This window comes from Terasakiispira papahanaumokuakeensis (assembly GCF_001709345.1).
Classification (GTDB): domain Bacteria; phylum Pseudomonadota; class Gammaproteobacteria; order Pseudomonadales; family Halomonadaceae; genus Terasakiispira; species Terasakiispira papahanaumokuakeensis.
In genome coordinates this window covers 1,792,022-1,813,799 of record NZ_MDTQ01000001.1, presented here as the reverse complement: position 1 = coordinate 1,813,799, position 21,778 = coordinate 1,792,022, and the positions used below count along the sequence as shown (strand labels likewise).

Annotated in this window: 19 protein-coding genes; 12 read left to right on the top strand and 7 right to left on the bottom strand. The window is 53.8% G+C overall.

What is annotated here, in order from left to right; translation table 11 throughout:
• Nucleotides 1-64 precede the first annotated feature (64 nt).
• The 5 genes from BFW38_RS07950 to menD are packed head-to-tail and all read right to left on the bottom strand — an operon-like array spanning nt 65 to nt 5,934.
• On the bottom strand, nt 65-1,585 hold the full coding sequence (locus BFW38_RS07950; RefSeq protein WP_068997904.1) for an AMP-binding protein: 1,521 nt from the start codon (nt 1,583-1,585) through the stop codon (nt 65-67).
• Nucleotides 1,567-2,577, bottom strand: coding sequence for an o-succinylbenzoate synthase (gene menC, locus BFW38_RS07945; RefSeq protein ID WP_068997903.1), 1,011 nt, complete (start codon nt 2,575-2,577; stop codon nt 1,567-1,569). Before menC ends, BFW38_RS07950 begins: the two co-directional genes overlap by 19 nt.
• 5 nt (nt 2,578-2,582) lie before the next feature.
• Nucleotides 2,583-3,428: a 1,4-dihydroxy-2-naphthoyl-CoA synthase gene (gene menB, locus BFW38_RS07940; protein ID WP_068997902.1), complete on the bottom strand. Its 846-nt coding sequence runs from the start codon at nt 3,426-3,428 to the stop codon at nt 2,583-2,585.
• On the bottom strand, nt 3,425-4,168 hold the full coding sequence (gene menH / locus BFW38_RS07935) for a 2-succinyl-6-hydroxy-2,4-cyclohexadiene-1-carboxylate synthase (protein WP_068997901.1): 744 nt from the start codon (nt 4,166-4,168) through the stop codon (nt 3,425-3,427). The genes menB and menH overlap by 4 nt, the downstream gene beginning before the upstream one ends.
• On the bottom strand, nt 4,168-5,934 hold the full coding sequence (gene menD, locus BFW38_RS07930; protein WP_068997900.1) for a 2-succinyl-5-enolpyruvyl-6-hydroxy-3-cyclohexene-1-carboxylic-acid synthase: 1,767 nt from the start codon (nt 5,932-5,934) through the stop codon (nt 4,168-4,170). The genes menH and menD overlap by 1 nt, the downstream gene beginning before the upstream one ends.
• A gap of 263 nt (nt 5,935-6,197) precedes the next feature.
• Here menD and BFW38_RS07925 point away from each other — a divergent pair, with 263 nt between their 5' ends.
• Both BFW38_RS07925 and BFW38_RS07920 read left to right on the top strand, forming a co-directional pair.
• Nucleotides 6,198-6,641: an NUDIX hydrolase gene (locus tag BFW38_RS07925; RefSeq protein ID WP_175400953.1), complete on the top strand. Its 444-nt coding sequence runs from the start codon at nt 6,198-6,200 to the stop codon at nt 6,639-6,641.
• A gap of 76 nt (nt 6,642-6,717) precedes the next feature.
• The gene (locus BFW38_RS07920) at nt 6,718-8,577 is read left to right on the top strand and encodes a monovalent cation:proton antiporter-2 (CPA2) family protein (protein ID WP_068997898.1); all 1,860 of its coding nucleotides are present in this window, start codon (nt 6,718-6,720) and stop codon (nt 8,575-8,577) included.
• Nucleotides 8,578-8,679: 102 nt separating this feature from the next.
• Here BFW38_RS07920 and BFW38_RS07915 read toward each other — a convergent pair whose 3' ends face one another.
• Nucleotides 8,680-9,741 carry an aldo/keto reductase gene (locus tag BFW38_RS07915; RefSeq protein WP_245686108.1) on the bottom strand — a complete coding sequence of 354 codons (1,062 nt, stop codon included), beginning with the start codon at nt 9,739-9,741 and terminating at the stop codon, nt 8,680-8,682.
• Between the two features lie 151 nt (nt 9,742-9,892).
• Here BFW38_RS07915 and BFW38_RS07910 point away from each other — a divergent pair, with 151 nt between their 5' ends.
• Entirely contained in the window at nt 9,893-10,789 is an 897-nt protein-coding gene (locus BFW38_RS07910) for a LysR family transcriptional regulator (protein ID WP_068997897.1), read from the top strand.
• On the top strand, nt 10,779-11,354 hold the full coding sequence (locus BFW38_RS07905) for a hypothetical protein (protein ID WP_139116577.1): 576 nt from the start codon (nt 10,779-10,781) through the stop codon (nt 11,352-11,354). Before BFW38_RS07910 ends, BFW38_RS07905 begins: the two co-directional genes overlap by 11 nt.
• A 17-nt stretch (nt 11,355-11,371) precedes the next feature.
• Here the strand turns inward: BFW38_RS07905 and BFW38_RS07900 are convergent, their stop codons facing one another.
• On the bottom strand, nt 11,372-11,710 hold the full coding sequence (locus BFW38_RS07900; RefSeq protein WP_068997895.1) for a hypothetical protein: 339 nt from the start codon (nt 11,708-11,710) through the stop codon (nt 11,372-11,374).
• 181 nt (nt 11,711-11,891) lie between these two features.
• Here BFW38_RS07900 and BFW38_RS07895 point away from each other — a divergent pair, with 181 nt between their 5' ends.
• The 8 genes from BFW38_RS07895 to BFW38_RS07860 all read left to right on the top strand — a co-directional run bounded on the left by BFW38_RS07895 (nt 11,892) and on the right by BFW38_RS07860 (nt 21,774).
• Nucleotides 11,892-12,827 (top strand): zinc metalloprotease HtpX, encoded by a 936-nt coding sequence (locus tag BFW38_RS07895; protein ID WP_069000306.1) that lies wholly within the window; start codon nt 11,892-11,894, stop codon nt 12,825-12,827.
• A 39-nt stretch (nt 12,828-12,866) separates the two neighbouring features.
• Nucleotides 12,867-13,814 (top strand): 2-hydroxyacid dehydrogenase, encoded by a 948-nt coding sequence (locus BFW38_RS07890; RefSeq protein ID WP_068997894.1) that lies wholly within the window; start codon nt 12,867-12,869, stop codon nt 13,812-13,814.
• 177 nt (nt 13,815-13,991) lie between these two features.
• A complete protein-coding gene (locus tag BFW38_RS07885; protein ID WP_068997893.1) occupies nt 13,992-14,402 on the top strand; it encodes a SpoIIAA family protein in 411 nt (136 codons plus the stop codon).
• Between the two features lie 75 nt (nt 14,403-14,477).
• Nucleotides 14,478-15,401, top strand: coding sequence for a PhzF family phenazine biosynthesis protein (locus BFW38_RS07880; RefSeq protein ID WP_245686107.1), 924 nt, complete (start codon nt 14,478-14,480; stop codon nt 15,399-15,401).
• Between the two features lie 432 nt (nt 15,402-15,833).
• Nucleotides 15,834-17,000 carry an efflux RND transporter periplasmic adaptor subunit gene (locus BFW38_RS07875; RefSeq protein ID WP_084004527.1) on the top strand — a complete coding sequence of 389 codons (1,167 nt, stop codon included), beginning with the start codon at nt 15,834-15,836 and terminating at the stop codon, nt 16,998-17,000.
• A 3-nt stretch (nt 17,001-17,003) separates the two neighbouring features.
• A complete protein-coding gene (locus tag BFW38_RS07870) occupies nt 17,004-18,950 on the top strand; it encodes a MacB family efflux pump subunit (RefSeq protein WP_068997891.1) in 1,947 nt (648 codons plus the stop codon).
• 80 nt (nt 18,951-19,030) lie between these two features.
• Complete coding sequence (locus tag BFW38_RS07865) at nt 19,031-20,443, top strand: efflux transporter outer membrane subunit (protein ID WP_218186384.1); 1,413 nt, start codon at nt 19,031-19,033, stop codon at nt 20,441-20,443.
• Between the two features lie 203 nt (nt 20,444-20,646).
• Nucleotides 20,647-21,774, top strand: a complete 1,128-nt coding sequence (locus BFW38_RS07860) for a NapC/NirT family cytochrome c (RefSeq protein ID WP_068997890.1) — start codon at nt 20,647-20,649, stop codon at nt 21,772-21,774.
• The last annotated feature ends 4 nt before the right edge of the window (nt 21,775-21,778 follow it).

The window sequence follows — 21,778 nt, the reverse complement described above, 5'->3', positions numbered from 1 at the left end:
GATCTCCCGCTGCGCAGCTTTTTTTTTATGTGATTTGATGCTCTTTTGATGTGGCTTGCCCCCTTTAGGCGTGCGGATCTGCGGTATCGGATGATAAGTACTCTTCTGCGGTGGCTAATAACGCACGCCGATTAGGTTTTAATCCGGTTTGATCCGCAGGCCAGGGCCAGCAGTGGTCTGGGTGCATAAATCGAGGTAGGCGGTCATTGAGCCAGTGACGAATGTGGGCTAGACGCTGGTTGGGGGAAAGGCGGTGCATCCAGTCGGCGTCAATAAACACTGCCGGTCTTTGGCCATATTCAACGTCGGTGACGGCCACCACGATGGCTTGTTGTGTGTCCGGGTGTTGCAGTAAGGCCTGTTCGATCAGTTCCGGCTGGATATTTTCCCCTCCAGAAATAAAGCGATTATCGCGCCGCCCCTCCAGGTATAAGCGCCCTTGCTCAAGCCGTGCCAGATCGCCGGTGGCATACCAGCCGTCGGCATCCAGCGGTGAGTTTAATTGGCCGTTATCCCAGTACCCCAGCAGCGCCGCCGGGCCGCGTAAGTGAAGTTCGCCCTGACGAATCTGAAGTGCGGCATGGCTGCCATCACTCTCAATACTGCCATCATCGCGGGCCGGTGCGGTCACCACTTGTGCCCCAAACTCGCTGAGCCCGTAACTCAGCCAGCAATCGAAACCGCGAGCACGGGCGGCTTGCAGTAGGCTGGGGGCAAAGGGTCCACCGCCCAGCATCAAAGTCGTGAGGGCAAGCTTTGAGGCCGTGAACGTGGGGGCTTGTAGCAGTCGATACAGTTGTGTCGAGACCAGGGAAATATGGGTGACGGGTTGTTGCTCAAGTGTGGTGAGCAATTGTTGCCGCTGACCGGGGAGTACCCAGGCGGCGCCCTTGAGCAGTGTGCGTACGACGACGGCAATGCCCCCAATATGATAGAGGGGGAGGGAGAGTAACCAACGGTCTGCCGCTGTGTAGGGCAGTCGACACCCTCGCGCATTGGTACTCAAGGTGGCAAAAGAATGGCATACCGCTTTCGGATGACCGGTAGAACCTGATGTTAATACCATGACGCAGGGATTGGTGGCCTCAAAGTTTGAGGATAAGGCGTTTGAAGATAAATCATCTGTAGGCCCGTCTTCGGCCTTCAGTGAGGTGAGAGGCGAAGCGGGCTGGCCTGGGCGGGTCAGCGTGATCAGCGGGCTATCCTGGGGCAGGCCGATCGTATCATCATCCGCCCACCAGGCGGCTTTCAGGTTCAGTTGCTGTACCAGCTGCCGACGGGTGTCGAGTGTCCAGCGGGGTGATAAGGGGCAAGCCACCAACCCTTGGTGCCAGCAGGCCAGTAACCAATAGAGTAGTGTCTCACTGGTATGATCGATTAACCCCACATGGTCCCCAGGCGATAACCCCGCATCGGCTAAAACTTGAGCATGCTGGCAGACTGTTTGCCAGACTTCTGCCCGTGTTCGTGACTGATGCTTTTCGGCGAGATACAAAAGCGGCGCCTCTGGATCATGTGTGACCCAGTCACTGAGTGGAAAACGAGTCTCTAAAACGGGGTGTGACGCTAAAACGTGATCTGACACAGTGGTTTCACCTGACGTAATGGGGACGAGGGGCGCAGTGCCCAGCCGCCCTCTGTGGCACCGGCCCGTGCCAAAAGCGGTTCTGGCCACCAGTGCTCAGTATCCAGCCCAGCGGGCGTGTTGGGTGAGTAGTGGTGGGCTAATTGACGTAGCTGTTGCGCGGCGACACAGGCCTCGAAACTGGAAGAAAAAACAACGGCGCAGTGTTGTTGCTGAGCAGCAGCGATTAAAGGTCTGAGCCGGTCCAGTGAGCCCCATAAAGTGGGTTTGATGACCAGGGCGCGTATGTGAGCCAGCTTGGCGAGGTCAAAGCTAGGCTCATGCAGCGTTTCATCCAATGCAATGGGCATGCCTGCTTCGGCGAGTGCATATTGATCGGCAGCGGTGGGGCAGGGTTCTTCAAAGTAGTCGATTTGGCCCCGCCACGGCTGTTGCATCGCCGCATAGACTGCATCCTGAGACCAGCGCCGGTTGGCATCCAGTCGGAGTATTAAATCGGGCCGTTGGTGGGTGATTGTGGTGAGTCGAGCAAAATGAGTCGTGATATCTTCTGGCCCCACTTTGACCTTGACGTTGGCCCCTTGCGGGAGGGTTTTCAGGGCCGTTTGAGCGGTCAGTAAACGGCTGATCGGCAAGCACATCGGTGTCTGGCGGGGGCTTGATTCATGGCACTCTGGCCCGTTCAGGGTGCTTAAGGCGAAAGCCAGGCTGGCTGGTGTTTCGGGTGATGCTAGGCCATGGGCATGCCAATGATGAATGGCCTGGGGGGTTGCGTCGATCAGTGCGGCCAGGGTTTCGGAAGAAAACCCTGGCAGCGGTGAGGCTTCAGCCCAGCGTTTGCCCTCCGGTCCTTCTGCTTCCAGCAATAGCCCTTCACGCTGATCGGTCGCGCTGTCGGGGTAGGCGGGAATGAGCAATGGCTGGCACAACTGGGCTTGGTAGTGCCATACCTTGATGCGCTGAGGGTGCCAGGGTTCGGCCAGTGGGCTCATGTGGATCAACTCTGACGTTTAAAACGGCTAAAGTCGGGTGCGCGTTTTTCAACGAAGGCGTTACGGCCTTCTTGGCCTTCTTCGGTCATATAGAACAGCATGGTGGCATTGCCCGCCAGTTCTTGTAAGCCCGCTTGGCCATCACAGTCGGCATTCAAGCCCGCTTTGAGGCAGCGCAGTGCAATGGGGGAGTTCTGCAACATTTCACGACACCACTTGATGGTTTCGCTTTCTAGTTCATCGAGTGGCACCACTTCATTGACTAGGCCCATGTCGAGCGCTTCCTGGGCATCATACTGGCGGCACAAGAACCAGATTTCACGGGCTTTCTTTTGCCCCACAATCCGGGCCATGTAGCTGGCGCCATAGCCGCCATCAAATGAGCCGACTTTGGGGCCGGTTTGTCCAAAACGGGCGTTCTCCGCGGCAATGGTGAGATCGCACATCAGGTGGAGCACATGGCCACCGCCAATGGCGTAACCGGCCACCATCGCCACCACCGGTTTCGGGCAGGTGCGGATCTGGCGTTGGAAGTCCAGCACATTCAAGTGTTGGCTGCCTTGTTCATCCTGGTAACCGCTTTCCCCACGAATACGCTGATCGCCGCCCGAACAGAAAGCCAGTTCGCCTTCTCCCGTGAGGATAATCACCCCAATGTGGGGATCATGACGGGCATCGGCCAGGGCTTGTTCCAGCTCCATGACGGTTTTCGGGCGAAAGGCATTACGTACTTCCGGTCGGTTAATGGTCAGCTTGGCAATGCCATCTTCACTTTTCTGGTAGCGAATATCGGTAAAGGCATCGCTGTGGTCGTGCCAATGAACCGGCATATCAGGGTAGGATGATTTCATGCGTGTAGGATCTCCTGAAGGATTTGTTGCCATTGTCTAGGACACGCCTGATGGAGGTTGTGTCCGGCATCATGAAAGTGGTGAAGTTGAATATCAGGGTGGCAGGATTGAACGGCCTGACCCAATTGCTTGAATTTGAGATCTTGCCCCGGTGCTAGATAGTGGACTGGGCAGTGCGGTGTGCTCAACCACGACCTGTAATCAGGCTGACGCCCCAGGCTGGTGGCTTCGAGCATATCGGCGACTGCCGCGCCCTGATTGTGTTGGCGCCGTTGGATCAATTGCTGGCGTTGCGGTTCGGATAAGTTGGCAAAGACGGCTTGTTGATACCAGCGGGCGAGGACCTGAGTCATGGGTTCTTCGCGAAAGGCTTCGGCCCAAGCATGATCATGTTGGCAGCGTGCGACTCGACTCTCTGCATCGGTGAGGCCGGGGTGGACACTTTCCAGGATGACGCCTCGTAACCCCTCGGGCTGACGTGCGGCGATGGATAATGCCAGCCGTCCGCCGAGTGAGTAGCCATATAGCCAGTAGTCTTGTAGGCCCAGTGCGGTGATACAGGCTTCAAAGTAGTGGCCAAAATCTGCAAAGCCTTGGTGTTTGGATAGACGATATTGAGTCTGCTGCCCATGACCGGGCAAATCCAAAGGGTAAGCCGCAGACGACAGGGCCGAATTTAATGGAAAGTCTGCGCGGTCTCCCAAAAATCCATGCAACATGACGACCGGGGGCATGGGCATTAGGTTGTGCTCTGTGAGGGGGTGTCGGTATGGCTGAAGCAAGCCCGCCAGTCAGAGACTGCTTGGCCTCGCGTTGTTTTCACTTCTAGCAGGGTCGGGCCGGGTTGTGTCAGCGCTGTTTGATAAGCGGCCTGACCGCTTGCTAGGTCTTGAGGCGCCTGATACTGCCAGCCGAATTGGGCCGCAGCGTGAGCGAAATCATTCTCATGGGCGGCCATGAAATAACGAGATTTTACCTCGGCAGAATCGATCGGCATGATGTCGAAAATATTGCCGCCGCCATTATTGATCACAATGACCACGAAGGGTTGCGTCAGCGAGCCTGCCAGAGCCATGGAGTTGAGGTCATGGAGCAGGGATTGATCACCCAAGACTAACGTCAAGGGCTGTTGACGAGCGGCCGCAACGCCGCAGGCTGTCGCCAGAATGCCATCGATACCGCTAACCCCGCGATTGGTGAAGACTTCCGCCACGGATCGCGCATGGCCCAAGCTGTCCATCAATCGTATGGGTAAGCTATTGCCCAGAAACAATAAGGCCTGATCGGGCAGCCAATGACCGAGTAGGTGAAAGAAGGCGACTTCACGGATGCTGGTTGAGTTGGCCGTCGTCGAGGCCGGTATGGTGAGCTCAGGCAGTGGTGGCAAGTTCCAGGCTTTGGCTTCGACTGGATGGGGGCGGGTGTTAAGCCACTCGGCGACATCGGCGGTAAAGGCGCGCTTAACTGGGAAGCCCGCATCTCGACGTCCCGGCCGAGAGCAGACTTGCCAGCACTCGACTTGCTTATCGGTCTCGGTACGAGAGGCAAGCCATTGCATCAACGGTTTGCTGGTGAGGTGGTCGCCCAGCCAAAGAATACGATCAGCCGAGTTGAGCGCTGATCGAATGTTGGCATCGCGTAAGCTGCGATCGGCCGGCCAAGTGTCAGGATGACCATGGCACTGGCTTTGAATCTCGGTCAACAGTGGCCAGCCGAGCATCGCTTGGAATCGTTGAAGCTGCCTTGCCTCATGGGGTTGAAGCGCGCCCGCGATGATGACGCCCTGGCCCTGACAGAATACCTGCCATTCGGCTGCGGTAGGGGTGGCGTGATCGGGGTGGCTTGGGTCGGGGCGTGCTTGAGTCGTTAGAGCATGATAGGGCTGATCATCGTGCAGCCACTCGTTCATATTCGGCGGAGGGGTGAAGCCTGAGCCCTCTATTGCCCCTTGGGTAGGATAAAGCGGCTCACGAAACGCAATATTCAAATGGGCTGGGCCTTCAGATAGTGCCGTCCAAAGATCATCCAGTTGTTGTAATACCTGCGGCCAGTGTGTTGAGGGTTCCGCGGCTTGTTGTAGGTGCTGAGCCACGACCCAAGGCCCTAGCAAAGGGGCTTGAGCGAGTGTCTGATTCGCGCCGCAATGGTGTAATTCAGTGGGTCGATCAGCGCTGACCCAAAGGACAGGCTCGCGTGTTTGCCAAGCCTCAACCGCAGCAGGGACGAGGTTCGCGACGGCGGATCCTGAGGTTGTTAATACGGCAACGGGCGCTTTGTAAGCCTTGGCCAAGCCCAGTGCATAAAAGCCCAAGCCACGCTCATCAAAATGAACATGAAGCTGTAATGCGGGAGCCGCTTGTTCTGCAAGAACCGACTGTGCAGCAAGAACTAACGGGCTAGAGCGGCTGCCTGGGGCAATACAAAGATGACGTAATCCCAGCCGAATCCATTCTTCAATCACCACTTCAGCGTGCCACTGTGTGATATGGGCCCAGTGCGTGGTCATGATCGTCTTGCTCATACCTGAATAGCCTGCTATGTATTCTCTGAATTTGGCTAGCCTAAGCCACTGATCATACTAAGTAAATGGATTCATGGGGCGATCGAGTGACGGGGTGCGAGTGAGTCTCTATTCGTTGGGGTTATTGGATGATTTTGACTAGGCAAAATCGTTCATTGGGTAGATCATCTACCCGCTGTTTTATCAGGCCCGCGAAGAGGCCATCGTCAGTCAGTGATCAAACGTTAGCGAGGAGTATGACCCCGACTATGACTAACTCATCAAATGCAACTGATCAGACCTCTGTGCTGGTTAGTGTCGCCTGGGTGCATCAGCAGTCGAATAAAATCTTGTGCGTGCGGACTCAGGGCCAAGATCGTTTTTTTATACCGGGCGGAAAGCCTGAACAAGGCGAGTCCTTACCTGAAGCGCTGGTACGCGAAGTCCATGAAGAATTGGGCGTGCGTTTACGGCCCGAGACGATCCAGCCTCTGACGGTGATTCAGGGGCCCGCTTATGGTCGTCCCCACTGTACATTATTGATGCATTGCTTTGTGGCTGAGCCGGAAACAGTCGATTTCAGCGCCCATGCTGAAATTGCAGAACTGGTGTGGGTTGACCAACACAATAAGTCTCTGTGCGCGCCTGCCGCGATTCAGTTGATTGATGAGTTGGCAATGTTTGATACCCATAATTCAGACTCGATTTTTTAACCTGAACCTTTAATACGACGGCTGCTCTTAGCGCCGTTTCTAACCCCCTTTGATCAAGAGGTTATTCAAGCGTGCCATGACGGATTATTTTATTCAGGCCTTTATTTATCTATTGGCGACTGTCGTGGCGGTGCCACTTTCTAAGCGCTTGGGGCTGGGGGCTGTCCTGGGCTATTTAATGGCCGGGGTGATCATTGGCCCGGTGGCCGGTTTGGTGGGGCAGGAAGCCGATACCATTCGGCATTTCGCTGAGTTTGGTGTGGTCATGATGTTGTTTCTGATTGGCCTTGAACTTGAGCCGAAGATGCTGTGGCGTATGCGGGCGCGTTTAATGGGGTTGGGTGGCTTACAGGTGGTGCTGACGACATTCGCCTTCATGGGGCTTGGCCTCTGGCTAACGTCGACCCCCTGGCCGACGGCTTTGACGGTCGGGTTTATTCTGGCTTTGTCATCGACGGCGATTGTGTTGCAGACCTTTGCTGAGAAGGGGTTAAGCCAACAGGACGGTGCGCGCAATGCGTTTTCGGTGTTGCTGTTTCAAGATATGGCGGTGATTCCGATGCTGGCGCTGATCCCCGCTCTGGCGTTACCTGAGCTGATGGATGCGGCCAACGCAGTGCCCAAAAGTGATCGTTCATGGGTGTCAGCATTACCGTTATGGTCTCATGCGGCGGTGGTGGTCGGGGCCTTGGTGCTGGTGATTGGCGGCGGTTATTATGGGTCTCGTCCGTTATTTCGCTATGTGGTGAAAGCGGAGTTGCGCGAAGTGTTTACTGCGGCGGCTTTAATGTTGGTGATCGGGATTGCGGCACTGATGAACTTGGTGGGTTTATCACCTGCGCTGGGCGCTTTTTTGGCCGGTGTTGTGATGGCCAATAGTGAGTTCAGGCATGAGCTGAAAAGTAATATTGAGCCGTTCAAAGGCCTGCTGATGGGGCTCTTTTTTATCACCGTTGGGGCCGGTGTTCGCTTTGATGTGCTGCTTGATCATTGGGCCACTATTCCACTGCTGATGGTGGCGGTGATTGTGGTGAAAGCCCTGATTTTGGCGATATTGGCACGACTGTTTGGGCTGAAAGCGAATCAGCAGTGGTTGTTTCTACTGAGTATGGCGCAAGCGGGTGAATTTGGGTTTGTGTTGCTGTCTTACAGTGTGCAACACAGTGTTTTACCGCAAGCGTTGGGGCAAATGTTGTCGGCCGTTGTCGCCTTGACCATGTTTTTGACGCCAGGGCTGTTCATTGTGTACGAGAAATGGATTCAGCCGCGCTATGTCGGTCAGGCCAATGAGCAGACCGCCGAAGATGAGGTGAATGAGTCGGCACCGGTGATGATTGCCGGGATTGGTCGTTTTGGTCAGATTATCAGCCGGTTACTCCGAGCCAATGGCTATCAGACGGTGGTATTGGATCAGCAGTTAACGCAAGTGGAAACGGTGCGACGTGTGCAGATCAAGAGCTTCTTTGGTGATGCCACCCGTCATGCCATGCTGGAAGCGGCGGGTATTGCTGAGGCACGGGTCTTTATTGTGGCGATTGACCAGAAAGAAGATGCGGTACATCTGGTGGCTTATCTGAAACGTCGTTATCCGCATCTTAAAGTGCTGGCACGCGCTTTTGACCGCGGCCATAACTATGCGCTGCGTGATGCGGGGGCGGATTGGGTGGTGAGTGAGACCTTCCATTCTGCACTAAAAATGGGCGGTGAAGTGTTGACCTCGCTGGATATCGCTCCGGAACGGGCCGAACGGATGATGGCGGCCTTTTCTCGAATGGAGGCGGAGCACTCGGATGCTTTGTTTAAAGCGTGGCAGCACGACAAGGACGCCCGACATCAAAGTCGTGAGTATCTTGAACTCTTCCGTCAAATGGAAGATGCCATTACCCAAGCCATGGCGCAGGATGAGCAAGGCTCGGAACCCCCCGCACCTCAGTGAGGGCGGTGCGGGTGATCGTTCTGCTATTTAAATACCCATGGCTTTTAAATATCCATGCATTTTAAATATCCATGCCTTTCAGACATTTAAATATTTAGACGTTTAAACGTTCACGCCTTTCATGCCCTCTTCGGTGTAGCGCTCACCGGCAATGATGAAGGTCTGTGTGGCCTCATTAATGGTTTTAAGATCCTCTGCGGTGAGTTTGACTTGCGGTGCCCCTGCATTATCTTCCAGGTAGTGCAGGTGTTTGGTGCCGGGAATCGGCACAATGTCGTCACCTTGGGCCAGTAGCCAAGCCAGGCTCAGTTGCGCCGGAGAGCATTGTTTATGGGCGGCAAACTGGGCCAGATAGTCGGCTAGGGCTTGGTTGGCATTAAAGTTGGCTTCTGAAAAGCGCGGCAACATGGCGCGAAAATCGCCAGGCTCAAAATCTTCACGTTTTTGAATCCGACCGGCGAGGAATCCACGCCCTAGCGGCGAGTAGGGGACAAAGCCAATCCCCAGTTCACGGCAGGTGGGTAAAATCTCGTCTTCGACATCCCGTGTCCAAAGTGAGTATTCGGTTTGCAGCGCGGTGACCGGGTGAACTGCGTGGGCGCGTCGGAGTGTTTCAGCATTCACTTCACAAAGCCCGATGTGGCCAATTTTGCCCTCACGGACCAATCCGGCCAGTGTGTCCATGGTCTCTTCGATCGGGTGCTCAGGGTTGACGCGGTGAACGTAATACAGGTCGATATGCTCGACCCCCAGGCGCTGAAGCGAGGCTTCGCAGGCGCTTTTGATATAGGCCGGGCGGTTATCCAACGTGCGTTCATATTGTCCGGGTTCGCGCACTATCCCGAATTTGCTGGCAATCTGAAGTTGAGTTGGGCGCTGTTGGGCAATCCATTTCCCCAGCAGTTGTTCATTGTGATGGGGGCCATAGCAATCCGCGGTGTCAAATAAGGTGATACCCAGTGCGTAGGCCCGTGACATCAACTTTAGGGCATCGGCTTCTGGTGTTTGTGCCCCGTAGAATTCACTCATCCCCATACAGCCCAGCCCGATGGCGGAGACGTTTAACGCTTGTGCTTGATGTGATGATGGTGCTTGAGATGACGGCCGCCCGAGGTGACGTCTTGGCATCGGTGAATGGTCGAATGATTGGCGATTTGTGGACATCTGATGTCTCCTCTTTGAATCCGTTGCCAGTGTGATGGTGGCTATTCTGAGGAGGTTCGATTTTGAAAACTATAGCCATTAAAGATAATCTGTTTTTCATTATCGGAAAGCTGTTAAGCGCAAAAATGGGTTGAACGCAAAGTGAGGTCACATGTCTCAGCAATGGCAATGGGATGATGTTCAGGTTGTGCTGGCGCTGGTGGAGAGCGGGACTTTGACCGCCGCAGCACGGCAACTAGGCCTCGGTGTGGCGACGGTGTCGCGGCGTTTGGAGCGAATGGAGCGGTCATTGGCATTGCGGTTATTCAGCCGTCACCCTCAAGGGTATCGTCTGACCGATGATGGACAAGCGCTGCTGCCACGTATGGAAGCTTTAGCGCGTGCGGGTGAAGCTTTATCAGGTCAGGCCCAGGCTCAGGCGCAGACGGTCGGAACGGTGCGGATGGCGACCGCCGACAATCTGGCCAGTAGTTTGATTTTGCCTCATCTCGGATCATTGTTGACGGCGCACCCTGGCTTGAACGTCGAATTGGTGACCGGGGTTTATAGTGTCAATATGTTGCGTCGTGAGGCCGATTTGGCCATTCGCATGGTACGACCGACGCAAACGTCACTGATTGTGCGACGACTCGGTCTGATGGGGTATGGCCTTTACACCCGTGCTGCTGCTGACGGTGGGCCGCAATCTGGAGCGGAGGGCGAAAGACCTCCGCTCATTGCTTGGCCAGAAGGGTATGGTCATTTACCGGCTAAGCTCGGGCGAGAGCATGAGCATTCGAGTGCGCCCCGAGTGATGACCAATACCTTGTTGGGACAAGTGGTGGCGGTTAAAGCGGGGTTGGGTATGGCGTTGCTGCCGCATTTTCTCGGTATTGAGTATGGTTTGCAGTGCATCGAATCGGTGCCCGAAGCATCACAAACCATTTGGTTGGTGATGCACCAAGATCTGGCCCATTCTCGGCGGGTCCGAACGGTTGCCGATTTTATGATTTCATTATGTGAACAGCATCAGGCATTGCTGGCAGGTGATGCGGTCAATGGCCACTGAAGGCAGGCGCTACATTTACGGTAAAGAAGGAGAGTACAGCATGATCATTAAGGGCTGCATGCCGGGCTTGGGGCGTCGTCATGATTTAGGGGCGAGCGTGGGTCTAGGAACTCGTGCGGGTCGAGGGGCCGGGGTGGGCCGAAGTGCGGTGATGAGCCTAGGCGCGGGAATCATGAGCCTCAGCCTGTGTTGGACGCCTCTGGTGCATGCTGAGTCATCACGGTTATTTCAGTGCCAGATGACGACGGGCACTCATGTGCTGCTCACCGACGAAGGAAGTGAGTTGGAATATCGTATGGGGATGAACCTTGCCGCACCCGATGCCCAGTTTCGGGTGCCTAAATCGCAAGTGTCGACCAAGCCATGGCGTCAAGATCAGCAAGAAGCTGCTTATTCACTGACGCTACCTTATAAGAGTGCCGCGATTACCCTTTTTTATTCCCAAAATTTGCAGAAGCAGCATCATGCTGTGAATGCCGGGCTATTCGTTAAGCAGCCTGGGCAAGCCGCTGATTTAATGATGTGCCGAAACGGAACGGTCGAACAGCACCTGCGTGACTTTTAGCCTTCGCCATGAGCGGATTAGGCCGCTTTCAAATTTCTGACCCATTGGGAACGGTAGATTTGTCGGTTCAGGACTTTCTGTAATGGCCAGACCAGCATGCAGGCCAGCACCGCAATGATCAATGAGCCCAGAAGCGATAGGGTGGGGGCAAAGGCTGAAATCAACATGATGGCGATCATGGCGACGAATAGCTCGAAGGTCATGCAAAAGAGTAGTCGGACGATTTGAGTATATTGATGCGCTTCTTGACGCATGGATTCCAGTTTGTCTGGGCGGTGCGAAGCAAAGTCGGGATAACGGGTCTTCAGCCACGTCATGTCTTGTTCGGCGATAGAGGCTGTTTTCTGTGTATCCATTGAATCCTCATTGTCTATGTCGAGTGACTAAAGTCTATGTCGAGTGATTAAAACTCATAATGGCTTGATTTTAACGGTCATGGTAGCCATCTCTCTACTGTTAACTTGATATGGGCCGATCATGATCAGGCCTTGATTATGCCGAATGGGGCGGTTGAGTGATTCTGGAGAGCTTGGCTTTATGAGATACCGTGCTGGGCGTCATTATATTCAAGCTTTGTTACTGCTGGTGCTGATGGGCGGTTTTATGGCGCTATTGGGCAGTGTTCTTTGGGGGTTACAAGGGGCTTTATGGTTACTGGCGGGAGTGCTGATATTTTTTATGTTCAGCGGCCAGGGATCGACACAGTGGTTGATGCGACTCAAAGGCGCACAGCCCTTAACCGCTGATCGCTCCCCTATCCTCACTCAGGCGCTTGAAGTGTTGGCGCAACGAGCACAGCTCCCGGTCGTGCCTCAATTGTATTATGTCCAAAGCCCGGTGATGAATGCGTTTGCAGTGGGCGATCTTGAGGATTCAGCGGTGGCCGTGACGGATGGGGCATTGCGTCAGCTTACGTTTCATGAGCTGCTGGGGGTTTTGGCCCATGAGCTTAGCCATATTCAGCATCATGATTTACGTGTGATGGGGCTGGCCAATTTATTCAGTTTTGTGACGCGCCTACTCAGTGGTCTGGGTCAGGTCTTGTTGTTGATCAGTCTGCCGATGGTCCTGATGGGGATGGCGACGGTGAATTTATGGGCCATTTTGTTGCTGATTATGGCGCCATCCTTGAGTGCCTTGGTGCAATTGGCACTGTCTCGTTCGCGAGAATATGATGCTGATTTGGGCGCAGTCGAGTTGACGGGCGACCCTGAGAGCCTCGCCCAGGCGCTGGTTAAAATCGAAAATGCACAGCAACGGCGTTGGTTCTGGCCCGGAACGCGCCCGGTTGAATCCCGTTGGTTGAGAACCCACCCGTTGACTGCCGATCGTGTTGAGCGGTTGATGGCACTGAAAGCGCGTTATACCCCTGTTTTTAAAAGCCCTGTTTTTAAACCCTCTGAAGTGGTGACCTATGATGTGCCGGTCGGGGCGCGTCGCTGGTGGCCCTTTGATCCTTTTCGAGGCCATTGAGCTGATACAAGGTGCTGATGTTAAGCATAAGGACACACGATGAAAGTATTGTTTGCGGCTCCTGAAGATGCCTGGGGCGGTATTTTTGCACGTTATCAAGCGGCACTGCCGGAATTTGAGTGGCAAGCGCTCGGGCACTATGACCTGACTCGGCTGACCGGGGTTGATGTGTTGATCCCAACCATGAGCCCGGTGCCTGCAGAGGTGCTGACAACGGCTGACCGGTTGCAGCTGATTCAGCAAATGGGGGCCGGGCTTGAGGGCGTTGATATTGATGCGGCCAAGGCTCGCGGTGTTGCTGTGGCGAATGTGCCAACCGATATCAGTGGTAATGCCGATTCCGTGGCTGAGCTGGCCATTTATCAGATGCTGGCCTTGATACGGCAAGCTCGCCACATTCCACAATTGATGCAACAACGCCAATTGGGCCAGCCGCTTGGGGGCACTTTGAAAGGGGCGACGATCGGGTTGATCGGTGTTGGCGGGATCGGTCAGGCATTGGCGCGAAGGCTGCGCGCTTTTGAGGCCACCTTGGTGGGTGTGAAGCGTCATCAGGATGCCGCGCTTGCCGAGACGCTCGGTATGGCATGGTGTGATGAGATGTCCCGCTTGGATGAGCTGTTGGCGGTGAGTGATTTTGTCGTCATGAGTTTGCCTGATGTGGCTGAAACTCATCATCTGATGAATGCCCAGACGCTCGCCAAAATGAAGCCGGGTAGTTATTTGATTAATGTGGGGCGTGGCGGGCTGGTTGAGCCCGAAGCCTTGTTACAAGCACTGCGTCATGGGCCTTTGGCGGGGGCAGGGTTGGATGTCTTTTGGGAAGAGCCGCCTGATCCTGAGCATCCTCTATTTCAGGAAAACATTGTCGCAACGCCACATATCGGCGGGGTGACCCAGTTGTCCATCAACGGCATCTTTGCTGCTGTCTGTGACAACCTGCGTCGGTTACAACAAGGTGACAAGGTGTTAAATCGATGGTGTTAATCGGTTTTTTTTGATTTGGCTCGGGGTTAATGATCTTTGCGCTTGAGCTTTGGGCACGATGGACTGAGATGTGACTCTAAGGAAAGTGTTTCTGTTGTCTTCGTGTCATTTGAGAATGAATGTTTTCAGATGTCGTGATTGAACGGTTTTCAGTCGAGTGATCCAAGGAGTTGTCTTATGTCGGCCCCGACAATACTCAAACGGCATGGCTTAACGGTAGGCGTTGAGCGTATTGATGACCGTATTTTTGTGTCGATGAAGGCGATTGGCACATTAAGTCATGATGATTTTGACCAAGTGACACCGATGCTCGATTCGGCGCTCGGCAGCGTGCGGTCGCCGGAAGTCGATGTGTTGATGGATGCCACTCAGTTTGAAGGGTGGGAAGCCCGTGCTTTGTGGGATGACTTCAAGCTGGGCTTGAAACATGGCAGTAAGTTTCGGCGTATTGCGATCGTGGGTAATCGCGAATGGCAGGAGCGGTTGGCCAAAATTGGTGATTGGTTTATGACCGGCCAAGTGCGTTACTTTGAACTGATTGAAGAAGCCTTGAATTGGCTGAATACGCCGCCTTTGAAGTCTGTTTAATGCGCCGCTGTTGTTGATGTGGGTTTAATGTGCCGTTGTTTTTGATGTGGGTTTAATGTGGAAAAGGAGTGTTGATTGAGCGATATCATAGCCGTCCATCAAAGCGAGGTTGATTCAAGGCACCAACGCTACCCCATGTATCAAGTGGATGCGTTTACAGATCATGTCTTTGGGGGCAATCCCGCTGCGGTATGCCCCCTGGATGAGTGGTGGCCTGATGAGGTGATGCAAAAGCTGGCAGCGGAGAATGCGTTAGCTGAAACGGCTTTTATTATTCCCGAAGGTGAGCAATATGCGATCCGTTGGTTTACGCCTGATATAGAGATGGATCTCTGTGGGCATGCGACGCTGGCTGCGGCCCATGTTGTGTTTGAGCATCTCCAATACGCGGGCGATCAGGTGACGTTTAGTTCCGCCAGTGGCCCCTTGACGGTGACTCGGCAGCCTCTGGGATTGCAGTTGGATTTTCCCGCTCGCCGGCCTGTGGCGGTGAGGGTTGATGAGGTTCCAGCGGCGATTCTGCACGCTTTTCCTCAATCTCCTGTGGCGATCTTCAAAAGCCGTGATTGGATTCTGGTGTATGACGAGGCGGTGATTGTGCAGCAGATGCGGCCCGATCGAGCCTGCCTGGATCAAATTAACCTTGATCCTGGTGGTGTTGTGATTACCGCGCCGGGTACTCACTATTTTGGTAATAACGTGCGTGGTAATAACGTGCGTGGTAAAAACGTTCGAGATGAAAGCGTTGATGGGAATCGACGTGTCGATTTTGTTTCACGTTATTTCACCCCCCAGTCGCATATTTTTGAAGACCCTGTGACGGGATCAGCGCATTGCTCATTGGTGCCTTATTGGGCTGAGCGACTGGGCCGCAATCAACTCCATGCGGTGCAATGTTCTGACCGTATTGGCCATCTTGATACTGAATGGGTGGGGGATCGGGTGTACCTTACGGGTCAGGCGGTGACTTACTTGATCGGGTATTATGCGATTACTTGAGGTCTTTTGTCCTGAGGTCTTTTGTCCTGAGGCCTCTTGTCCTGAGGCCTTTTGTTGAGGTTTGGTTCAGGTGTCTTACTTGTTTTTGAGTCACTTGTTTTTGAGCCTTTCTGAATACTGTCTTTAACCCCATCTTTAACTCTTTTTTTCGCGTGTTTAACTCTTTTTTAACCCCGTCGCCATTACACTGCCGCGCAGCGTCTTCTCGTGCGGTAGTGTGTATTGGGCCTTGGTGTGTCTTGAGTCTTGGTGTGTCTTGAGTCTTGGTGTGTATTGAGTCTTGGTGTGTATTGAATCTTAGTGTTGGCTGTTCAGTCTTTTGGCATCGTAAACATTTTGGCGGATGAGTGGTCAGAGGTGTCCGGATGGTGTTGAAGTCAAAAAAGCAGGCACTCAAAAAAGTAATATAAGCAGGCGACGGAACTGAAATTCATGAAAAAACGTAGGTTAGCGGTTGGACTGCTGGTGTTGTGTGGTTTGATTGCGGTGTCAGGCTATGGTTATTGGCAGTGGTCTGAGCCGACGCCGCCCAGTTATGTGACACAGCCGGTTAAGCGAGGTCAGATTGAGTCAACCGTTCTGGCCAATGGGGTATTGCAGGCGGTGAAGTTGGTGAATGTCGGGGCTCAAGCTTCCGGGCAGATTTTATCGCTGCCGGTGGCTTTGGGAGATGAGTTGCATGAAGGCGATCTGGTCGCTCAGATTGATAGCAGTACTCAAAAGAACCGTTTGCGGGAAGCTCAGGCCAGTCTGAAAAGCGTTGATGCGCAATATGCCGCGAAACAAGCTCAAATTCATCAATCCCAACTGGCATTTCAGCGTCAGCAACGAATGTTGGCCGATAACGCCAGCTCTCGCGCCGATTATGAAACGGCTGAAGCTCAGTTAGCGGTTGATCAGGCCCAGCTGGAAGAGCTGGCTGCGCAACGCGAGCAGGCCCAGATCAACGTGGATAATGCCAAGGTGGATCTGGGCTATACCACGATTAGAGCCCCGATGGATGGCACTGTGGTGTATACCGCGGTGGAGTCCGGTCAGACGGTGAATGCCAACCAGACCACGCCGACCATTATCGAGCTGGCTCAGCTCGATAAGATGACGGTCAAGGCCAAGATCTCTGAAGCGGATGTCGTTAAGGTGAAAGCCGGGTTGCCGGTGTATTTCACCATTTTGGGCCAGCCTGAACATCGTTACCCGGCGACGTTACGTGCGGTCGAACCCGGACCAACCTCGATGAATGGCGATGATGCGGATATGTCGACCAGTGACAGTGAGGCGGTCTATTACAATGGATTGTTCGATGTTGATAACCCGGATCATACCTTGCGCATTGGCATGACGGCTCAAGTCTCGATTGTGTTGGATCAAGCTGATGATGCGTTGATAGTGCCTTCTCAAGTGTTGCAACGCTCGCCTGAGGGGACTCAAGTTCCTGTCTTGAATGGGCAGGGGCAAAAAGAGATGAAGCCTGTTGAGGTTGGCATTGATAATCGGGTGAATGCACAAATTTTATCTGGCTTGGAAGCGGACGATCAAGTGATTGTAGGGCAAGCACTTGATCAACCCGGGTCAGGCTCAGGTCGTCGGGGAAGATTCTGAGCCATGAGTGAACCTCTGTTATCTTTGCGCGGTATTGAGCGTCGTTTTGCGGCCGGGGATCAGTCGCTGGCGGTTTTGAAGAATATTCATCTTGATATCGAACGCGGCGAAATGGTGGCCATCGTCGGCTCGTCCGGTTCGGGCAAATCAACCTTGATGAATATTCTCGGCTGTCTGGATCGCCCCAGTGCTGGCACTTACCGGATTGGTGGGCGTGAGGTGTCCACCTTCAGTGCCGATCAATTGGCCCAGTTACGTCGTGAGCATTTCGGATTCATCTTCCAACGTTATCACCTGCTCGGTGATCTGGATGCAGTGGGCAATGTGGAAGTCCCCGCTGTCTATGCAGGCGAGGGACGCGCCAGTCGGCGTGAACGCGCCAAGCAATTATTAAGTCGCCTAGGGTTAGAGAGCCGCTTGGATCATCGCCCCAGTCAGCTCAGTGGTGGTCAACAGCAGCGGGTCAGTGTCGCGCGTGCCTTGATGAATGGCGGTGATGTGATTCTGGCCGATGAGCCCACCGGGGCGCTAGATAGCCGCAGTGGCGATGAGATGATGCGGTTGCTGCGAGAGCTGCATGAGGTTGGCCACACCATTGTGATCGTGACGCATGATATGCAGGTTGCGGAATTTGCCGACCGAATCATTGAAATTCGTGATGGTGAAATCATTGACGACCGACGACAGTCGGATACGCCGCCGCGGTTACCGCCAGAATCTCCAGCCAAGCCAACTCGCAATGCTTGGCTGGCTCAGTGGGATCGGGTGGCGGAAGCTTTCAAAATGGCACTATTGGCGATGTCGGCCCATCGCCTACGCACTTTTCTGACCATGTTGGGCATTATTATCGGGATTGCGTCGGTGGTCTCTGTGGTGGCTTTGGGCACTGGCTCGCGTCAGCAAATCCTCAATAATATCAGTTCGATCGGGACTAATACGCTGGATATTCGCCCGGGGAAAGGGTTTGGTGATCGCCGCGCAGGCCGAATTCGTACCCTCACTGCGGATGATGCTAAGGCTCTGGGGCAGCTGGCCTATGCCGACAGTGTGACACCTTCAATCAGTGGCAGTGCGACGATTCGTTATAGCAATCAAGCCGTTTCCGCATCGATTCAAGGGGTTGGACCTGAGTTCTTTCGGGTTCGAGGTTATCAGATCGCCCAAGGCCAGTTTTTCGATCAAGACGGTGTGACTCAACTGGCACAGGAAGCCGTGATTGACGACAACACGCGCCAATCGCTTTTTCCTGACCGCTCGCCCATTGGTCAGGTCATTTTTCTAGGCCAGTTACCGGTACGCATTATCGGGGTGACGGCACCTTATCATTCTGCTTTTGGGAATAACGATGCGTTGCAGGTCTGGGTGCCTTATAGCACGGTTGCAGGCCGTATGACCGGGCAGCATCATTTGAATGGGATTACTGTGCGTGTGCGTGATGGTGTGTCGACTCAGGCGGCTGAGCAAAGTGTGGTGGCCCTGTTGAAGATGCGTCATGGCACTCAGGACTTTTTCATTATTAATACCGATACGATTCGTCAAACGGTGGAAAAAACCACACTGACCATGACCTTGCTAGTGTCGATGATTGCGGTGATTTCACTCATCGTAGGCGGGATTGGGGTGATGAATATTATGCTGGTCTCTGTGACTGAACGGACCCGTGAAATCGGGGTGCGCATGGCCGTTGGGGCGCGACAGTCGGATATTTTGCGTCAGTTTTTGATTGAGGCGGTGCTGGTGTGTCTGGGTGGGGGGATCTTGGGCATTGGTTTAGCCTTTTTGATCGGCTTGCCGTTTGGATCTAGTGATGGCCCGATCATGATGGTGTATTCCACAACCTCGATTGTGGCGGCATTTGTCTGCTCGACGTTGATTGGCGTCTTGTTTGGGTTCTTGCCTGCCCGCAATGCAGCGCGGCTTGATCCTGTTGATGCGCTGGCCAGGGAGTGAATGACCGGAATGATGTGCGCTCTGGGGAGTAGACGGCATAGGCCTGGCATGGGTCTAAGGATGCAGGGGAATCTAAGTCGATGATGAAAAAAACGGTACTGTGTCTTGCGATTGGGCTCTGCGTTGGGCCCTTGACCGGATGCAGCCATTGGACCCGTAGTGAGTTTTCGTCACCTGCGGTGGAAGTGCCCGCGCAATGGGCTCAGGCCGGGTCGGACTCAACCGTCTCTCAAACACCGCAAATGGATCATTGGTGGCAGCGATTTGCTGACCCCCAATTAGATCAAATCGTGACACAGGTGCTGGCGACTAATAATGATCTGGCCCTGGCGACACTGACTTTAGCACAGGCGCGTCTTCAGGCCGGAATCGCGGACCGCGATCAATACCCGGATTTATCGGCCTCGCTCAATGCTTCCAGCCAACGCCCGCTGACATCCGGCGGTTCGACGACTCGACGGTATGGCACAACCACATCCATCAGTTATGAAGTCGACTTATGGGATCGTCTAGGCGCATTGAAAGACAGTGCCGACTGGACCGCCCAGGCGCGCTGGGAAGATCGCGAAAGTACAGCGCAAAGTTTGGTCGCAACAACGGCGACGCTCTATTGGCAAATCGGTTATTTACAACAACGATTGCAGTTGGCTCAATCCAGCATTCAATATGCTGAGCAAACGCTCAAGTTGGCTCAGGATCAGTATCGGGCAGGGGCGGTTTCGCAACTGGATGTCTTAGAGGCGCGCCGTAGCTTAGCATCACAAGAGGCCACGCAACGGCAATTAGAACAGCAGTTGGTCGAAGCGCAGAATGCGTTTGCTGTTTTGTTTGGGGCGCCATCCAAGCGCTTGAATGCACAGATTCAGCGTTTGCCCGATCAGCCTATTCCTCAAGTCCAATCAGGGCTGCCTGCTGAGGTGCTGCTTAGGCGGCCCGATGTTCGCGCTCATCTGAGCCTGTTGCGTGCGGCATTAGCCGAGCAGGATGCCGTCGCCAGTCAGTATCTGCCGACTTTGACCTTAACCGGTTCTGTGGGTACCTCATCATCTCAGTTGGAAAATCTGCTGCGTAACCCCGTAGGCACTTTAGGGGCAGGGTTAGTACTGCCGTTTTTGAATTGGCATCAGATGGATTTGAATAAACAGCTGGCGGCGAATCGTTACCAGCAAGCGGTGGTGAGCTATCGGCAAACGCTCTACCAAGCCTTTGCCGATGTTGAAAATGCGTTATCGGCACGCCGCCAGCTGGCGCAGCAGCATGGCTTTATTCAAGCGCAGTATCAGAGTGCATTGGCAGCAGAAAAGATCTATGAAAGCCGTTATCAAGCAGGGGCTGTCAGTATGCAAAATTGGTTGGATGCGCAGCAGCAAAGACGGTCAGCGCAGATGTCGCTGTTGGAAAATCACTTTCAACGTTTGCAAGCTCAGGCCACGCTTTATCAAGCGTTAGGTGGCGGAGATGTGATGAGTGTGGATGATTCTCATGTGCAGTGAAGAATTCACTTTAAACTCAATGATTTAAAGATATAGCTGTTGCATCCTGTGGTGATGAATTGTACTGCTTATAAAAGTTACAAAAAGGTCAGGCGGTGATTCATGGCCGATTGATATATATCAATGTGATTCTGCTATAACTCTTTAGCTTGGAAGGACGAACGGTGTTCGTCTCTATAACTTGTTGAGAGTTAGCTGTAATTATGTCGATAAAAAAAAGGTATCTTGCGCTGATCGTGACGCTTGCGCTGGGAGCAGTATTGGGCTGGGCTGTGCTTGGGGGGACGGTTGCAGCACTCCACTACACTTCCAGCACGGAGTTTTGCGTCTCCTGCCACACCATGGAACAACCCTATCAAGAGTATCAAGGCTCTGTTCACTTCAGTAATGCCAAAGGGATTCGTGCCGAGTGTTCTGATTGCCATATTCCGCCCACGCCGGTGGATTATGTCATGCGTAAAATAGGCGCCTCCAAAGATGTTTATCATGAATTCGTGACCGGGCGGATTGATACCCCTGAGAAATACGAAGCACATCGCCAAGAGATGGCTGAGACGGTTTGGGCGCGTTTTCGTGAAAATGATTCCGCGACTTGTCGTAGTTGCCATACTTATGAGGCGATGGAGCAGTACGCGCAATCTCGTGATGCCGCTCAGATGCACCGTTACGCGCAGGAAAATGGTGAAACCTGTATTAACTGCCATAAAGGCGTTGCTCACTTTGCGCCTGAGGTTGAGCTGGATTCCAGCGCTTTTGATGAGTTAGTCGCTCAAGCTCAACATACACCGCGTGATGCGGCGCAGGTTTATCCCGTTCAGCCGATGGCGTTAACAGCATTGGATGCTGATCAATCACTGGGGACTGTACAGCCGACCACGGCTTTGCAGGTGATCGAGTCTGATGGCGAACAACAACGCACTGTGCGTTTGACTGGCTACCAAATGAAGGGCGCTGAGCAGGTGTTGTATCGTGCTCTGGGCCAGCGTGCGGTCATCGGTATGTTGACCGATGCTGGACAAAAAGCATTGGAAGCCAGTGCTTATGAGGCGGATGTGTATGGTAATGAGTGGCGCTCTGTTGTGCTTAAAGCGAAGATTGATCAGCCTGTTCTGAGTACTTTGGCGCCGGTATGGGATTATGCCGAAACACTCGATAACGTCTATTGCTCAACCTGTCATGCCAAGATCCCGGCCGATCATTACACCGTTAATGCTTGGGGACCTGTGGCTAAGAGCATGGGGGCTCGTACTGATATCTCTAAAGCGAATTTAGAGATTCTTACTCAATACTTCCAGCATCACGCCAAAGATGTGGCCCACGAGCAGGAATAAGGAC

Bases quoted from the DNA above. Each gene is read 5' to 3' on its own strand.
- menC (WP_068997903.1), bottom strand. From the start codon at position 2,577: ATGAGCCCACTGGCCGAACCCTGGCACCCTCAGCGCATCAAGGTATGG.
- menB (WP_068997902.1), bottom strand. From the start codon at position 3,428: ATGAAATCATCCTACCCTGATATGCCGGTTCATTGGCACGACCACAGC.
- menH (WP_068997901.1), bottom strand. From the start codon at position 4,168: ATGCCCATGCCCCCGGTCGTCATGTTGCATGGATTTTTGGGAGACCGC.
- menD (WP_068997900.1), bottom strand. From the start codon at position 5,934: ATGACCACGCACTGGGCCCATATCACACAGTGGCACGCTGAAGTGGTG.
- BFW38_RS07925 (WP_175400953.1), top strand. From the start codon at position 6,198: ATGACTAACTCATCAAATGCAACTGATCAGACCTCTGTGCTGGTTAGT.
- BFW38_RS07920 (WP_068997898.1), top strand. From the start codon at position 6,718: ATGACGGATTATTTTATTCAGGCCTTTATTTATCTATTGGCGACTGTC.
- BFW38_RS07915 (WP_245686108.1), bottom strand. From the start codon at position 9,741: ATGTCCACAAATCGCCAATCATTCGACCATTCACCGATGCCAAGACGT.
- BFW38_RS07910 (WP_068997897.1), top strand. From the start codon at position 9,893: ATGTCTCAGCAATGGCAATGGGATGATGTTCAGGTTGTGCTGGCGCTG.
- BFW38_RS07905 (WP_139116577.1), top strand. From the start codon at position 10,779: ATGGCCACTGAAGGCAGGCGCTACATTTACGGTAAAGAAGGAGAGTAC.
- BFW38_RS07900 (WP_068997895.1), bottom strand. From the start codon at position 11,710: ATGGATACACAGAAAACAGCCTCTATCGCCGAACAAGACATGACGTGG.
- BFW38_RS07895 (WP_069000306.1), top strand. From the start codon at position 11,892: ATGAGATACCGTGCTGGGCGTCATTATATTCAAGCTTTGTTACTGCTG.
- BFW38_RS07890 (WP_068997894.1), top strand. From the start codon at position 12,867: ATGAAAGTATTGTTTGCGGCTCCTGAAGATGCCTGGGGCGGTATTTTT.
- BFW38_RS07885 (WP_068997893.1), top strand. From the start codon at position 13,992: ATGTCGGCCCCGACAATACTCAAACGGCATGGCTTAACGGTAGGCGTT.
- BFW38_RS07875 (WP_084004527.1), top strand. From the start codon at position 15,834: ATGAAAAAACGTAGGTTAGCGGTTGGACTGCTGGTGTTGTGTGGTTTG.
- BFW38_RS07870 (WP_068997891.1), top strand. From the start codon at position 17,004: ATGAGTGAACCTCTGTTATCTTTGCGCGGTATTGAGCGTCGTTTTGCG.
- BFW38_RS07865 (WP_218186384.1), top strand. From the start codon at position 19,031: ATGATGAAAAAAACGGTACTGTGTCTTGCGATTGGGCTCTGCGTTGGG.
- BFW38_RS07860 (WP_068997890.1), top strand. From the start codon at position 20,647: ATGTCGATAAAAAAAAGGTATCTTGCGCTGATCGTGACGCTTGCGCTG.